Here is a 16,779-nt window from a genome sequence, read left to right as displayed (position 1 = left end):
TCGCCTCTGAAAGAGTTATCGCCGAGGAATCCGTTTTCGTTCGCGCGGGCGCGCTCAGCGAATCAGCTTGCCGGTGTCCGGATATTCCTGAATCCAGTGGAAGCCCGGTTCGCGTAGCGGGAATGTGCCCGGGTCCAGCCGGCGCAGGTCGATGGTGACCGGACGGCCCCGGTATTCGCCGCGCAGCACCAGCCGATCGGCCTCCGGTTGTTCGAAGCCGAAAGTGTAGGTGAAGGGTGGCAATTCGCTCGGCGGGGCCTGTTCGTCCTGCGGCGGGCCGGTCAGGGTGAGGGTGGCGGTGGTCGGGTCCACGGTGGCGGTGGCGGGGACGAAGGCGTCGTCCATCTGCTGATAGGCCGCCTTGCGGGTATCGATGATCAGTCGCCGCCAACGAGTTTCGTCGGTGGTCAGCGGCGGCAGCGGCCGGCCGTCGAGGGTGAACTCGGCGACGTTCCAGATTCCGTACAACGGTGGCTCGGGTACGCCGCCGCCCTGGACGCGGTAACCCTCGGCGGCCATGCGCGCCCCACCGGCCAGCACCCAGAGGCCCAGCATCGCCATCGCCACGGCGGCTATCCGATTCGCCCGGTCCCGGCGGAACAGCGGCGGCTGGCTCAGCGCCCCGCAAGGACGCTCCAGCACAAGCACATTCGCCAACCGACGGGCCTGCGGCGCGAGCACGAACAGGCACATCAGCAGCAGATGGAACGACAGCAGCTTGACCGGGATGTCGAAGGTCATGTTCAGCACGAACACCTGGGTCAGATTCACCAGGCTCAGCAACGCGCCGGCGGTCGCGGTGCGGGGCAGGAACAGCAGCAGCCCGCCCAGCACTTCGGCTGCGCCCAAGAGCATTTCGTAGACCGGCGCGGCGCCGACCTGATTCCACAGCACGCCGGTCCGGCTGAAATCACCGTACGGCTGGAGCAGGGTGATCAGCGTGGGCGGCGGCATTTGCAGCGGGATCACCTTGGCCATGCCGTAGAACAGCATCTGCCCGCCGAGGCAGAGCCGGAGGAAGGTCAGGAACCAGGCGTGCAGCCGGACGTATGCGGTGCGCCGCCGATCCAGCAGCGACCAGATCGCGGTAACGGCCGCCGCCGCGCTGAACACACAGAAGATCAGCACCCACAGTGGGGCTTGATCGCCGCTGTAGGACTTGCGGAGTGGGGCCACCTCGGTGCCGAACACGGTCGTGCTGACCACCCGGACGAAATCGTCGATCGATTCCATCTGCCCGTTCGCCGCGCCGGCCGCCAGATACACGAACAGCGGCCCGGTGAACACCAGCACGAGCTGTGCGAAGAGCAGGCAGAGCAGCCCGAAGTAGACGAAGCAGAATCGGAACGCGATCCGGGTCAACGGTTTCCAGAATGTCGGCGCGAGATCGGCGGGGGTGCTATCTTTTTCGCGATCCAGAACATTCGTGGCAACGCTCGACATGCTGGCGCCCCCCTCGTTTCCATCCCGGGTGCCGGGAAAATAGCTCAGACCGTGGCTCGAATCCCGACGATGATGCCATCCCACCCGTGCCGGGTGGGCGTGAGACACGCTTCCGGGCCTGGCAGTACCGCATTGTGATCGACTACTGGTCGGCTGATCATCAGCGACACGCGGGTGATTTGCCGCTACATAGCTTTACGCCCGTCCTGCTCTGCCAGGATGGGCGCTTGGACTGTTCTCATCGCTGCTCATACTCCGGGAGGAGCCAGGCCGATGAATGCCGGGCAATCAGCGCGTGACCCTCGCACCTTGGTCGACATTCTGTCGATGCGGGTAGCGGAGACCCCGCAGCGGTCCGCGTATATCTTCGCCAGCCATCGGCACGCCGATGAGGTCGTCGATCACCTGCGCCTATGGGATCGGACGGCCGGATTGGCCGCGCGCGTAAGCGAAACCACCGCGCCGGGCGACCGGGTGCTGCTGATGTGCCCGCCCGGACCGGAGTTCGTGTACGCGTTCTTCGCCTGCCTGCTGACCGGCCGCATCGCGGTGCCGGTGCACCTGGCGGTCTCGGGGCATCAACTGGCGTCGCTGACCGCCATCGTGCGCGACAGCGGCGCCGCGGCGGCCATCGCGCCCCTGAGCACCGTGCCGATCGGCGACGGGCAGCTCGGGCCCGGCATCCGGATCATCGACGCCGACAGCGCAGGCGCTGGAACAGGTTTCGATCTCGGCGCGGCGGCGCCCGGCCCGGAGGACATCGCCTTCCTGCAATACACCTCGGGCTCGACCGGATCCCCCAAGGGCGTGATGGTCCGGCACCGGAACCTGATGGCCAATCTCGGGCTGCTGCGCACGAAATACGCACTCACACCGGACAATACGATCGTCTCCTGGCTGCCGCCGTATCACGATATGGGCCTGATCCAGGGTGCGCTGCTGCCGATGTTCGTGGGCTTCCCGAGCGTCCTGCTGTCCCCGATGACCTTCCTGCGCAATCCGCTGACCTGGCTGCGGGCCATCTCCGAACACGAGCACGTGGTCGCGGGCGGCCCCAATCTGGCCTACGGCCTCTGCGCGAAACGGGTGTCCGCCGACGACGCGGCCCGCCTGGACCTGAGCGGCTGGGACATCGCCTTCGCCGGCGCCGAGCCGGTCGATCCGAATACGCTGCGCAAGTTCGCCGCCGCCTTCGCGGGCAGCGGTTTCCGCAGCGAGAGCTTCGTGCCCATGTACGGTTTGGCGGAGTCGACGCTGTACGTGTGCGGCGGGCGGCCCGGCGCCGGCCCGCGCGCGCGGAGCTATTCGATCGAAGACCTGGACCGGGGCCTCGCGACCGCGAAAACCCCTGGGCGAGAGCTGTTGAGCGTCGGCGCGACCGAACCGGAGCGGATCGCGGTGGTGGACCGGGAAACCGGGCAGCGCTGCGCGGAGCACCGGATCGGCGAGATCTGGTTGCGCGGTGACAGTATCGCCGCCGGCTATTGGAACAAGCCCGCCGAGACCGCGCGCGCCTTCCGCGCGACCCTGGCCGACGGCGACGGTACCGAGTACCTGCGCACCGGCGATCTGGGCTTCGTATCCGATGGCGCGCTCTATGTCTCCGGCCGCATCAAGGAACTGATGATCGTGCACGGCCGCAATATCTTTCCGCAGGATGTGGAGCGCACCATCGTCTCCGGTCATCCGCACCTGCGGCCCGGCGGTTGCGCGGTCTTCGCGGCGCAGATCGAGAACGAGGATCGCGTCATGGTGGTCCAGGAACTCGACGAGACGCAGCGCGAAACCGCTGCGGCACTGGAAGGTTCGATCCGCGACATCGTGAGTCGCGTGCACGCCATCAGCGTGCATCAGGTGGTCTTCGTCGGCAAGGGCGAGGTGCCCAAGACCACCAGCGGAAAGATTCAGCGGCAGCGTCTCCGGGAGACGTACTCGACGGCAGCGGCACGGTAGGAAAGGGTGAGATGACCACATCGCCGGAGCGCACGACAGTGCTGGACTTCTTCGTGGAGTGGGCCGCCGAGCGGCTGGAGCGGGACACGGTCGACCCCTACTCGCCGCTGACGTCGCTGGGCCTGGATTCGGTGAAGGCCGCCGAGCTGATGAACATCCTGGAGGACCGGTACCAGACCGAGATCACCGCCGAGGACATCTTCGACGGGCTGAGCCTGGCGGATGTGGCGGCCATGGCGACCGCGCGCACCGGTGCCGGCGGCAGCACGGCGGCCGAGATGCCTTCGGACGCGGTGCGATTCAGCCTGCTGTTCTTCTCCAGCGATGCGCAGCGGCAGGACGACAGCCGTTATCGCCTGCTGCTGGAGAGCGCCCGCTTCGCCGATACGCACGGCTTCGAGGCCGTCTGGATGCCGGAGCGGCACTTCCACAAGTTCGGCGGGCTGTACCCCAACCCGGCGGTGCTCGGCGCGGCGCTGGCCGCGGGTACCGAACGGATCCGGATACGCGCGGGCAGTGTCGTACTGCCGCTGCACAATCCGGTGCGGGTGGCCGAGGATTGGTCGGTGGTCGACAACCTGTCGAACGGCCGCGTCGACGTCGCCTTCGCCACCGGCTGGAACGTGGACGATTTCGTGCTCGCGGAGGACAACTACGCCGACCGCGTCGAGATCACCAGGGCCGGAATCGATACCGTGCAACGGCTGTGGCGCGGCGAGAGCATCACCCTGCCCAATGGCGTCGGCGAGGAGCGGCAGGTCCGCGTCTTCCCCGCCCCCGTGCAACCGGCACTGCCGACCTGGCTGACCTGTAGCGGCGGCATCGAACGCTTCGAGATGGCGGGCGCGGTCGGCGCGAATGTGCTGACCGCCTTGCTGTTCCAGGAAGTGGACGAGCTGGCCGAGAAGCTGACCGCCTACCGCAAGGCGCGCGCCGCGAACGGGCATCAGGGCGACGGGACCGTGACCGTCATGCTGCACACCTTCGTCGGCGCCGACGAGGCGTTCGTGCGTAAGACCGTCGAGGGACCGTTCAAGAGCTACCTCGAGGACTCGGTCGATCTGTGGCGGCGCGGCTCCGACGCCCTGGACAGCCTGGACGAGAAGACGCGAACCAGGGTGCTGGACTTCGCCTTCGAACGCTACTACCGCAACAACGGCCTGTTCGGCACCCCGCAGACCGCCGCCCCGATGGTCGAGCGGCTGCGCGAGATCGGCGTGAACGAGATCGCCTGCCTGATCGATTTCGGTATTCCCGACGCCGAGGTACTGCGCGGCTTGGCGTCGCTGGCCGCACTGGAGCAGCTGGCTCGATCCGCGTAGCGCATATTCCCGCCGTCCCTACCAGCAGGAGCAGATTTGACCGGCCGAGTTCCGCTTACTTTTCCGTTATCAGCTGCCCAGCAAGGGATTTGGTACGCGCAACAGTTGACCGGCGCCACCCCGTTCACCAATGCGCTCTGCATCGATCTGCGCGGCGACCTGGATACCGGACTGCTCGCGGAAGCGTTCTGGCGGGTCGCCGGGGAGTTCGAGGCCGGGCGGCTGCGGGTGCTGGAGGAGAACGGCACGCCCCGGCAGGTGGTGGACCGGCCGCTGGGCGAGGGCATCGAATGCCTGGATCTGCGCACGGCCGCGGATCCGGCTGTCGCGGCACGGGATTGGATGCGCGCGGAGTACAGCCGCCCGGTCGACCTGCACCGGGATCGGCTGATCACCACCGCGGTGCTGCGGGTGGGGGAGCGGCACTGGTTCTGGTACCTGCGCGCCCATCACATCGCGATGGACGGGCTGGCCGCCATGACGCTGCTGGCCCGCGTCGGTGAGGTGTACACCGCCGCGGTCGAGGGCCGGGAGCCGGCGGCGTCGCGGGCCAAGGGGCTGGCCGAGCTGGTGGCCGAGGACGAGAAGTACCGGGCGTCAGCGCGTTTCGAGGCCGACCGGGAGTTCTGGCGCGCGCAGCTGGACGGGCTGCCCGCCCCGGTGAGCCTGGCGGGCAGGAGCGCTCAGGCCGACGCGCACCCGATCTCGGTCGGCGGTGTACTGCCCGCCGAGACCGGGGAACTGCTCGCGGCGGTGGTCAAGGCGACCTCCATCAACCCGGCGGTGCCGATCCTCGCCGCCTTCGGGGCCTTCCTGGGCCGGTTGACCGGCAGCGACGATATCGTGCTCAGCCTGCCGGTGTCGGCGCGCGTCACCACCGCCGCGCTGCGCTCGGGCGGCATGCTGGCCAATACCCTGCCGTTCCGGATCACCATGAGCCCGTTCACGACCGCGAGCGAACTGCTCGCGGCGACCCAGCGGCAGCTGATCGAGGTGCTGCGGCGGCAGCGGTACCGCCAGGAGGACATGTTCCGGGATATCGGGCGGCTCTCCCCGCAGACCCAGGTCTTCGGGCCGTACGTGGACATGATGATGTTCGATACCCGGATCGTGCTGGGCCCCATCGAGGGGCAGCTGGAGGTGCTGACGCCGGGGCTGGTCTCGGATCTGTCGGTCAGCGTCTACCGCGACGCGGTCTCGGGCGGCACCCGGGTCGACTTCGTGGCCAACCACGATCTGTACACGCCGGCAGACCTGGCGCGCCATCATGATCGGTTCGTGCGGTTCTTCCGCGAATTCCTGCGCGCGAGCAATGCCGATGCCGCGACGCCGGTCCGGGCTATCGAACTGCTCGACGCCCGCGAGCGGGAGCGAATCCTGCTGGGCCGCAACGATACCGCACTGCCCATCGATCGCGGCGCCACCCTCGTCGAGCTGTTCCGGCGGCAGGCGGACGCGACACCCGATGGGATCGCCGTCGTGTCGGGTGACGAGCAGATCACCTACCGCGAGCTGGCGGCACGGGCGGACCGGATGGCTGCCGGTCTGGCCGCCGCGGGCGTCGGGCCGGAAAGCATTGTGGCCATTACGCTTCCGAAGGGCATTCCGCTCGTTACCGCGATGCTCGCGGTGCTCGAAGCCGGCGCCGCCTATCTCCCGTTGGATCCCACCTCACCGCCCGACCGGCTCGCCTACATTCTGGCCGATGCCGCGCCCGCACTCGTCATCTCCGCGGACGGCGGCGCGGACCTGACCGCGGCCGCCGAGCCGCGCCGTCCGCGCCCGGACAACACCGCCTACGTCATCTACACCTCGGGCACCACCGGAAAACCCAAGGGCGTGGCGGTAACTCACGCCAATGCGGTGGCGCTGTTCGAGAGCACCCGCCCCTCGTTCGGATTCGGGCCCGGCGATGTCTGGACCTGGTGCCACTCCCAGGCTTTCGACTTCTCGGTGTGGGAGATCTGGGGCGCGCTGCTGCACGGCGGCCGGGTGGTGGTGGTGCCGCGCGAGATCGCCTACTCACCGGCCGAACTGTGGGAGCTGATCGTCGAGCAGCGGGTGACGATCCTGAACCAGACGCCGTCCGCGTTCTACGCGCTGATCGAATCCGGGCGCGCCGCCGCGGCGGATGATTCGGCGCTGCGCACGGTGGTTTTCGGCGGTGAAGCACTGGACCCCAAGCGTTTGGCGCGCTGGAGCGGCCTCGGCCGGGCGGGTGGTCCGGCGCTGGTGAACATGTACGGCATCACCGAGACCACCGTGCACGTCACCGAACAGCCGCTCACCCACGAGCATTGGGACGGCGAGCTGGGCTCGAGCCCGATCGGTGTCCCCCTGGCGAACCTGCGCGTCTACGTCCTGGACTCCTGGCTGCGGCCGGTCCCGGACGGCGTGGCCGGGGAATTGTACGTGGCGGGCGGCCAAGTCGCGCGCGGCTATCGCGGGCGCGCGGGCCTGACCGCCGCGCGCTTCGTCGCCGACCCCTTCGATCCGTGCGGCGGCCGCCTGTATCGCAGCGGTGATGTGGTGCGCTGGACCGAATCCGGTGTGCTGGAGTATCTCGGGCGCGCCGACGAGCAGGTCAAGATCCGCGGCTATCGCATCGAATTGGGTGAGGTCGAAGCCGTACTCGCGGACCAGCCCGCCGTGGCCCGGGCCGTCGTCACCACCCACACCGCCGAGCCCGCCGCGCCCGATGCCCCGCCCGAAACCCAGCTGGTCGCCTACCTGGTGCCGGACCCGCGGTTCGCGCCGGTGGCGGTCGAATGCCTGGAGCTGCAACGCGAAGGCGTGATCGCGCCCGGCGAACTGCACGAAATGCCCAACGGCATGCCGATCGTCGGCCGCAACCGCTCCAATGTCGAGTTCCTGTACGAGGAGATCTTCGAGCACGGCGAGTACTGCCACGACGGCGTCGCCATTCCCGAGACCGGCACCATCGTGGACATCGGCGCGCACGTCGGCATGTTCTCGGTCTACGCCAAACGAAAGTCGCCCGCGGTCAAGCTGTTCGCGGTCGAGCCGATGCCGGAACTGCGGCGCATGTACCAGGCCAACTCACGCCTGCACGGCTTGGACGCCACCTTGGTGCCGTACGGCATCGGCGCGGAGGCGACCACCGACACCTTCACCTACTACCCGGAAATGTCGGTGATGTCCGGGCGCGGCACCGACAGCCGGGTGCAGCACGACATTCTGGAATCGTTCATCCAGCACGAATACGCCGCCGAGAGCCGGGATCTCGGGGAGAGCTATGTCGGTCAGCTGATCGAGGACCGCCTCGAGTTCGAGCGGATCGACGTCTCCATTCGCACGCTGTCGCACATCATCACCGAATACGGGATCGATCGCATCGACCTGCTCAAACTCGACGTCGAGGGCAGCGAGCTGGACGCCCTGCGCGGCATCGAGCCCGAGCATTGGCCGCTCATCGACCGCATGGTGATCGAGGTCCACGATGTCGAGGGCCGGCTGGCGTGCATCGAAGAACTGCTGCGCGACCACGGATTCCGGGCGACGGCACGCATTTCGCCCAACGTGATCGGGACCGACCTGCACATCGTCTACGCCTACCGCGCCACCATCGGCCCGGACGCCGACGTGGACAGCACCGGACAGCCGGATTTCCTGACACCCGACGAGAAATGGTGTGCCCCGGCCGCACTCGGCAAACTGCTGCGCGAACGGCTCGGCGCGCAGCTGCCGGGCTACATGGTGCCGGATGTGGCGATGGTGCTGGACGCGCTGCCGCTCACCGTGAACGGCAAAGTGGACAAGGCGGCGCTGCCGGAACCGGTGGCGGCGCGAGCCTACTACCGGGCCCCGCAGACGGTGACCGAGGAGATCGTGGCGACCGTGTACGCCGAGGTCCTCGGCGTACAGCAGGTCGGCCTCGACGACGACTTCTTCGCGCTCGGCGGGAATTCGCTGTCGGCCACCCGGCTTTCGGCGCGGCTCTGCGAGGCGCTCGGCGTCACCGTCACGGTGCGCGATGTGTTCGACGCCTCGGTCGCCGCGGACCTGGCCGCATTGCTCGCGGCACGGCTGACCGATACCGCGCCCTCGGACGAGCGTCCCCGATTGCTGCGGCGCAAACGGCCCGAGCGGATGCCGCTGTCGTACGCGCAGCAGCGGATGTGGTTCGTCAACCGCTTCGACCCCGAATCGGCGGCCTACAACATCCCGATGCTGATCCGATTGTCCGGCGCGGTAAACGAATTCGCCCTCGCCGCGGCGGTAACGGATGTGCTCGGGCGGCACGAGGCGCTGCGCACCAGGTACCCGGACATCGCCGGCGTGCCGTACCAGGCGGTGACGCCGGTCGAACGGCTGGATGCGGCGGCCGATATCCGGCTGACCGCGCTGCCGGTCGACGCGGCCGGGGCGGAAGCCGAACTCGCGGCGCTGGCGGCGGTGGGATTCGATGTGGCCGAACGCGTTCCGCTGCGCGCGCGGCTGCTGACGCTGGGCCGCGACGAGTTCGTGCTGGCGCTGGTGGTGCATCACATCAATGCCGACGGCTTCTCGATGGGGCCGCTGGCGCGTGATCTGGCGATCGCCTACGCCGCCAGGTGCGCCGGGCGGCAACCGGATTGGCAGCCGCTGCCGGTGCAGTACGCGGACTACACGCTGTGGCAGCGGGAACTGCTCGGGACCGAGGACGATCCGCAATCGCTGCTCGCGCGGCAGATACGTTACTGGCGAGAGCAATTGCGCGATCTCCCCGAACTGCTGGAGCTGCCCGCAGATCGCCCCCGGCCCGCGATCGCCTCCCATCGGGGCGCGCGGCACACCTTCGCGGTGGACCCGGACGTGGTCCGCGGCCTGCGGGCGCTCGCGCAGGACCGGGGCGTGACGGTGTTCATGCTGTTCCACGCCGCCCTGGCGGTGGTGCTGTCGCGGCTGTCCGGCAGCGCCGATATCGCGATCGGCTCACCGGTTTCGGGGCGCGGCGCGGCGGAGCTGGACGAGCTGATCGGCATGTTCGTCAATACGGTCGTGCTGCGCACCCTGGTGGACGAGTCGAAGCCGTTCACCGAACTGCTGGCGCAGGTCCGCGGTGTGGACCTGGATGCGTTCGCGCAGGCGGAGGTCCCGTTCGAACAGGTCGTGGAGGCGCTGGATCCGCCGCGCAGTCAGGCCCATCATCCGCTGTTCCAGGTAATGCTGGCCTTCCACAATCTGGACCAGGCCGTGCTCGAACTGCCGGGTGTGACGGTGTCGGCGACGGGCGCCGAGACCGGCACCGAGCGTTTCGATCTGACCTTCACGCTGACCGACACACCCGACGGTGACGGTGCCATTCCGGTCGAACTCGGTTATGCCACCGACCTTTTCGAACCGGAGACCATCGCCGGCCTCGTCGACCGGCTGCAAACGGTACTGCGGACCATCACGGTCGAGCCCACCGCGCCGGTGCGGGATATCGACGTGCTGTCCGCGCCGGAGCGGCATCGCCTCGTACACGAGTTGGGGCGCAACGGAACTCACGACACCGCCACGTCGACTGCTGAGCTGACCCTGCCCGGCCTGCTGGCCGCGGCGGTGGCGGCGAATCCCGACGGCGATGCGATCGTGGACGGCGACCGGCGCATGTCCTACCGCGAGCTCGACGAGCGATCCAATCGGCTGGCGCGCGGGCTGATCGAGCGCGGTGCCGGACCGGAAACCGTCGTGGCGGTCGAGATCGCCCGGTCGCTGGAGTGGGTGCTGGCGGTGTGGGCGATCGCCAAGGCCGGTGCGGCCTTCCTGTCGCTGGATCCGGCGCATCCCGCCGAACGGAATCGCCTGGTGTGCACGGACTCCGGTGCCGGGCTGATCCTCACCGGCGGTGATCTCGAGCTGCCCGAACTCGGCGGCGCGCCGCTGACCGATGCGGAGCGCCGCGCGGCCGTGCACCGGGACAATCCGGCCTACATCGTCTACACCTCGGGTTCGACCGGACGCCCGAAAGGCGTCGAGGTCACCCACGCCGGTCTCACCGCCGTCGTCGCCGACCATCGGCAACGGTGTGCCGCCGATACCGATTCGCGGGTGCCGGCCGTGGCGGCGCGGACCTTCGACGCGGCGATCCTGGAACTGCTGCTCGTCTTGTCGGCGGGCGGCACGCTGGTGATCGCGCCACCGGATGTGTATGGCGGCGAACCGCTTCGGGAGTTGCTGCGGGAACAGCGGATCACGCACGCGTTCTTGACGCCGTCGGTGGCCCTGTCGCTGGATCCGGCGGGGCTCGACGAGTTGCGGACCGTCCTGACCGGTGGCGATCGCTGCGGGCCACCGGTGGTATCGCGGTGGGCGGGGACCGATACGGCGGGCCGCCGCCGGGTGCACAACCTGTACGGCCCGGCCGAAGCGACCATCTGGGTGACCGGGACGGAGCTGCTGCCGGGGCGGAGCCCGGCCATCGGCGCACCGATCGACGGCATGTCCGTGGTGGTACTGGATCGGTGGTTGCGCCCGGCGCCGATCGGGGTGGTCGGTGAGCTGTATGTCTCGGGTCCCGGTGTGGCGCGCGGTTATCGCGGCCGGGCGGGGCTGACCGCGGAGCGGTTCGTCGCCGATCCGTTCGGTGCGCCCGGTCGGCGGCTGTACCGGACCGGTGACCTGGTGCGCTGGATGGCCGACGAATCAGGTGCGGCCACTTTGGTGTTCGTGGGCCGCTCCGATTTCCAGGTCAAGGTGCGCGGGCAGCGCCTGGAGCTGGGCGAGGTCGAAGCCGCCCTGGCCGCTGTCGAAGGCATCGAGCAGGCCGTCGCGGTGGTGCACGGTGCGCGGCTGGTGGGTTACGTGCTGCCCGGAGCCGGCTGTTCGGTCGATCCGGCGGCGGTCCGGCAGGCGGTGGGGGAGCGCTTGCCGGGATTCATGGTCCCGGATGTGGTGATGGCGCTCGAAGAACTCCCGCTGACCAGCAGCGGCAAGGTCGATCGGCGCGCGCTGCCGGAACCGGTGGCCGAAACCCGGGAATTCCGGGCCGCCTCCACACCGGTGGAACAGATCATCACCGAGGTGTTCGCCGCCGTCCTGGGGGCGGGCCGGGTGGGCATCGACGACGACTTCTTCGCGCTCGGCGGCGACTCCATCGTCTCGATCCAGGTGGTCGCCAAGGCGCGCGCTCGCGGTGTGCTGTTCGGGCCGCGTGACATCTTCAAGCAGCGCACCGCCGCCCGCCTGGCGCTCGTCGCCCGTGCCGCCGATGACGTGCCCGCCGAAATGCTCGCGGAGCTGCCCGGCGGTGGCGTGGGCGAGCTGCCGCTGCTGCCGGTCGCGCGCTGGATGCTGGAGTGGGACAGCGGGTTCGACCGTTTCGAACAGCACATGCTGCTGCGGCTCCCGGCCGGAATCGACGAGACGGGTCTGCGCACGGCCGTCACCGCGGTGCTCGACCGGCACGACCTGCTGCGGTCCCGGCTGCATCGCGCATCCGGCGGCGAACGGTCGCTGCTGGTTTCGCCGCCGGGCAGCGTGGACGCCGGGTCGATCCTGCATCGCTGCCCGGTCCCCGCGGCCGTCGATGCCGATTCGGATATCACCGCGGCACAGCTGTCCGCGGCCGCCGGCCGATTGGATCCGGCAGCGGGTGTGATGGTGCAGTTCGTGTGGCTGGACGCCGGTGGCGAGGCGGGACACCTGCTCGTGGTGGCGCATCACCTGGTGGTCGACGGCGTCTCCTGGCGGATACTCGTACCGGATCTGATGTCGGCCTTCGAACAGATCGCGGCGGGCGGCGTACCCGTGCTGGAGCCGGTGGGCACCTCGATGCGCACCTGGGCACACGGATTGGTCAGCGCCGCAACCGAACCCGCACGCTCGGCCGAGCTGCCGCTGTGGCAGGCGATGGTATCGGGACCGGATCCGGTGTGGGGCGGGCGGGAACTCGACCCCGCCGTCGACACCCCGGCCTCGCTCGAACAGGTCGACGTGGAGCTGCCCGAATCGGTGACCCGGGCCCTGTTGTCGCGGGTGCCGGCGATCTTCCACGGCGGCGTCAACGACGGGCTGTTGGCCGGTTTGGCGGTGGCCGTGCGTATTTGGCGCTCACGCCGGGGGATCGACGAGCCCACGCTGCTGGTGCGGCTGGAAGGCCACGGCCGCGAAGAGCAGGCGGTGCCGGGAGCCGACCTGTCCCGCACCGTCGGCTGGTTCACCACCGTATTCCCGGTCCGGCTCGACCTGACCGGCATCGATGTCGAGAGCGGCGAAGCCGTCGCGGCGGCGGTCTGGTCGGTCAAGGACACCCTGCGCTCGATCCCGGACAAGGGCATCGGTTACGGCCTGCTGCGCTACCTGAACCAGGAAACCGGCGCACAGCTCCCCAAGCGCATGCCGGGCGGGATCGGCTTCAACTACCTCGGACAGCTCAGCGGCGGACAGGCCGAATCGCAGTTGCCCGCCGACCCGCGGCAGCCGGTGACGACCGCCGTGGATGTGAACGCGATCGTCATCGACGATCGGCTGCGGGCCGGGTTCCGGTTCCCGCGCACCCTGCTCGACCGGCCGGAGGTCGAAGAACTGGCCGGATTGTGGGCGGAGGCTTTGATCGCCATCGCCGCCCATGCCGAAACCCCCGGTGCGGGTGGGCATTCCCCGTCGGACTTCGACCTCGTGCCGCTGCCGCAATCCGATGTCATCGCCCTGGACCGCGCCTATCCGGAGCTGCGCGAGGTGTGGCCGGTGACGCCTTTGCAGGCGGGGCTGCTGTTCCACACCGAACTCGCCGGCAGCGCCGAACCGGATGCCTATGTCGCACAACTGGTATTGAGCCTGACCGGTGATCTGGACCCGGATCGTCTGTATCGGGCGGCACACGCGCTGCTGGATCGGCACGCGGGTTTGCGGACCGCGTTCACCACCACCACCGGCACCGGCACGAGCGTGGCAGTGGTCTGTGATGACCTCGAATTGCCCTGGCAGCTGGCAGATCTCACGAATGCCATCGATCCCGAGGCGGCGTTGCGGGCGCTCACCGAGGCGGAGCGGGCCTACCGCTTCGATCCGGCGGTCGCGCCCCTCCTGCGGTTCGCGCTGGCGAAACTGGGCGATGATCGCTGGGCCCTGATCCTCACCAACCACCACCTGGTCCTCGACGGCTGGTCCTACCCGCTGCTGATCGCCGAGCTGTTCACCCGCTATCTCGACGGTGGCCCCGACACCGGCGTTCAGGCCGGATCGTATCGAGACTTCCTGTCGTGGTTGACGACTCGCGATCACGAAGCCGCGCTGACCGCGTGGGCCGATGCCCTCGCCGGTGCGGAACCCACCCTGGTCGCCGATCCGGTAGCGAATTCCGGTGCGGTGGAGGAAGAGTGGATCGCGCTCGACGACGCCGCCGCCCGCGACCTGACGGCCGTGGCGGCTGCCGCCGGAGTGACCGTGAACACCGTCCTGCAATCGGTGTGGGCGGTCCTGGTGGCCCAGCTGAGCGGTCGCACGGATGTGGTCTTCGGCGTGACCGTCTCCGGCCGCCCCGCCGAATTGCCCGGTGCCGAAACCGCTCTCGGCTTGTTCGTCAATACGATTCCCACCCGGGTACGGCTGCGCCCGGCCGAACGCCTCACCGACCTGTGGGGACGTATCCAGGGCGAGCAGGCGGCCCTGCTCGAGCATCATCACGTCGGACTGACCGATATCCACACGCTCACCGGCTACGACAGCCTGTTCGACACCGTGATGGTGGTCGAGTCCTATCCCGTTGACGTGCAAGGTATTCGGCAGCTCACCGCGCACGGCGATCTCGAAGTCACCGGCGTCACCGCCACCGACTCCACCCACTATCCCTTGACGTGCAGCGTCACGGTGCAGGACGGGGTGCGGATCCGGCTCCAATACCGGCCCGAAGTGTTCGACCCGACCACTGTCACCTCGATCGCCGCGCGACTGCGACAGCTGCTGCGTGCGATCACCGTCGACCCGGCCGTCGCGCTACGTGATCTCGAGGTGCTCCCGGCGTCGGAGCGACAGCTGCTGCGCGAGTGGGGCCGGGGATCGGCGCTGGACCTGGCCACCGTGCGCACGACCACCGAGACCCTGCCGGAGCTGCTGGCGGGTGCGGTCGCCACCGACCCGGATGGCTGCGCGGTGGTGGACGCGGATCGGCGGGTCTCGTATCGGGAGCTCGACGAACGTTCGAATCGGTTGGCGCGATTGCTGATCCAGCATGGCATCGGGTCCGGGTCGGTGGTGGCGGTCGGCGTACCGCGCTCGCTCGAATGGGTGCTGGCGGTCTGGGCCGTCGCCAAGTCCGGAGCGGCCTTCCTGTCCTTGGATCCCGGGCATCCGCTCGAACGCAACCGATACATGTGCGGCGATTCCGGTGCGCGCGTGGGGATTACGGTCTCCCGCTATCTCGGTGCCCTGCCCGCGGCGAACATGGCGTGGCTGGCAGTGGACGAACCCGAAGTCCGCGCTCGATTCGAACAGCTCCCGCCCGCGCGCCCGGACGCCGCCGTGCACCCCGCCGATACCGCGTACGTGGTCTACACCTCGGGCTCCACCGGTCGCCCGAAGGGCGTCGAGATCACCCACGCCGGGCTGGCGGGCGTGTGCGGCGGGCAACGCCACCGGTTCGGCGTGCACCCCGAATCGCGGGTGCTGGGCGTCGCGGCCCGCACCTTCGACGCCGCGATCTTCGAACTGCTGCTGATGATTTCGGGCAGTGCGACGCTTGTGATCGCACCCCCGGACGTGTACGCCGGGCAACCCCTGGCCGAGCTGATGCGCGCCGAACACGTCACCCACGCCGTCCTCACGCCCAGCGTGGCGGGCGTGCTGGATCCCGCCGGACTGGATGCGCTCGAGGTGCTGATCGCGGCGGGCGAAGCCTGCCCACCGGCCCTGGTATCGCGCTGGTCCCGCACCGATACCGCCGGCCGCCGGCGGGTGTACAACCTCTACGGCCCGGCCGAAGCCACCATCTGGGTGACCGGCAGTCCCGAACTGCGAGCGGGTGATCCGGTCACCATGGGATCGGTCATCGGCGGCATGTCCGCCATGGTGCTGGACGGCTGGCTGCGTCCGGTCCCCGCCGGGGTGGTGGGCGAACTGTACGTCTCGGGTCCCGGCGTGGCTCGGGGCTATCGCGGCCGGCCGGGCTTGACCGCGGCCCGATTCATCGCGGACCCGTCCGGATCCGGGCGACGCTGGTATCGCACCGGCGACCTGGTGCGCTGGGTGGCCGGCGAATCCGATTCGGCCGCAGCGGCTCTGGTCTTCGCGGGCCGATCCGACCATCAGGTGAAGGTGCGCGGCCAGCGCATGGAGCTGGGCGAGATCGAAGCCGTCCTGTGCGCGCTCGACGGCATCGACCAGGCGGTCGCGCTCGTGCACGCGCCGGAATCCGGTGCGGGCGTGCGGCTCGTCGCCTACGTGGTGGCGCGCGAGGGCTGGGCGGTGGATCCGGCCCGGGTGCGGCGGGCGGCGGGCCGGCGCCTGCCGGGCTTCATGGTGCCCGATGTGGTGCTGGCCCTGGACGCCTTGCCGCTGACGGTGAACGGCAAGGTCGACCTGTCGAGCCTGCCGGAGCCGGTGGTGGAGCGCGCCGGCTATCGCGCGCCGCGCACGGCGACCGACACGATTGTGGCCCGGGTATTCGGTGAGGTTCTCGGCGTGCACCGGGTCGGCCTGGACGACGACTTCTTCGCACTGGGCGGGAATTCGCTGTCGGCGACCCGATTGTCGGCGCGACTCTCCGAGGCTGTGGGCGAGACCGTGGGGGTGCGTGAGGTATTCGAGACCCCGCGGGTGGGGGAGCTGGCCGCGGCGCTGGCGGCCCGGGAATCGACCACCGGGTCCGGCGGCCCGCGGTTGCGGCCGCGGCCGCGCCCCGAGGTCGTCCCGCTTTCGTATGCGCAGCAACGCATGTGGTTCGTGAACCGGTTCGCCCCGGACTCGGTGGCCTACAGCATTCCGATGGTGCTGCGTCTCTCCGGCGCACTCGATGCCCCGGCGCTGTCGGCCGCCGTCCGGGATGTACTCGCCCGGCACGAGGTCTTGCGCACCCGCTATCCGGACGTCGAAGGGGTGCCCTGCCAGCGTGTGGTGCCGGAGCCGGAGCTCGCGGCCG

4 protein-coding genes (1 of these 4 cut by a window edge) are annotated in these 16,779 nt (G+C 69.3%); 3 read left to right on the top strand and 1 reads right to left on the bottom strand.

All coding sequences use genetic code 11. From position 1 onward, the window contains the following. Positions 1 to 54: 54 nt before the first annotated feature. Positions 55 to 1,443, bottom strand: coding sequence for a DoxX family protein (locus tag NI1_RS24475; RefSeq protein WP_067824991.1), 1,389 nt, complete (start codon positions 1,441 to 1,443; stop codon positions 55 to 57). 327 nt (positions 1,444 to 1,770) lie between these two features. On the opposite strand from NI1_RS24475, the gene NI1_RS24470 reads away from it, so the two are divergent. The 3 genes in view from NI1_RS24470 to NI1_RS24460 are tightly spaced (at most 36 nt apart) and all read left to right on the top strand, a layout consistent with a single transcriptional unit that may run on beyond the window. Further along, positions 1,771 to 3,396, top strand: a complete 1,626-nt coding sequence (locus NI1_RS24470; RefSeq protein WP_169815626.1) for a fatty acyl-AMP ligase — start codon at positions 1,771 to 1,773, stop codon at positions 3,394 to 3,396. 11 nt (positions 3,397 to 3,407) lie between these two features. Beyond that, complete coding sequence (locus NI1_RS24465; protein WP_084523613.1) at positions 3,408 to 4,718, top strand: MupA/Atu3671 family FMN-dependent luciferase-like monooxygenase; 1,311 nt, start codon at positions 3,408 to 3,410, stop codon at positions 4,716 to 4,718. 36 nt (positions 4,719 to 4,754) lie between these two features. Beyond that, a protein-coding gene (locus tag NI1_RS24460; protein ID WP_084523612.1) for a non-ribosomal peptide synthetase crosses the window boundary here: on the top strand, positions 4,755 to 16,779 show its beginning. 16,262 nt of this gene lie beyond the right edge of the window; 12,025 of the gene's 28,287 nt are visible here — the first part of the coding sequence; the start codon lies at positions 4,755 to 4,757; its stop codon lies beyond the right edge, outside the window.

Source organism: Nocardia inohanensis NBRC 100128, assembly GCF_001612945.1.
Lineage (GTDB): Bacteria > Actinomycetota > Actinomycetes > Mycobacteriales > Mycobacteriaceae > Nocardia > Nocardia inohanensis.
Note: the sequence above shows the minus strand (reverse complement) of the source record. Positions and strands in the feature narration are given on the sequence as shown.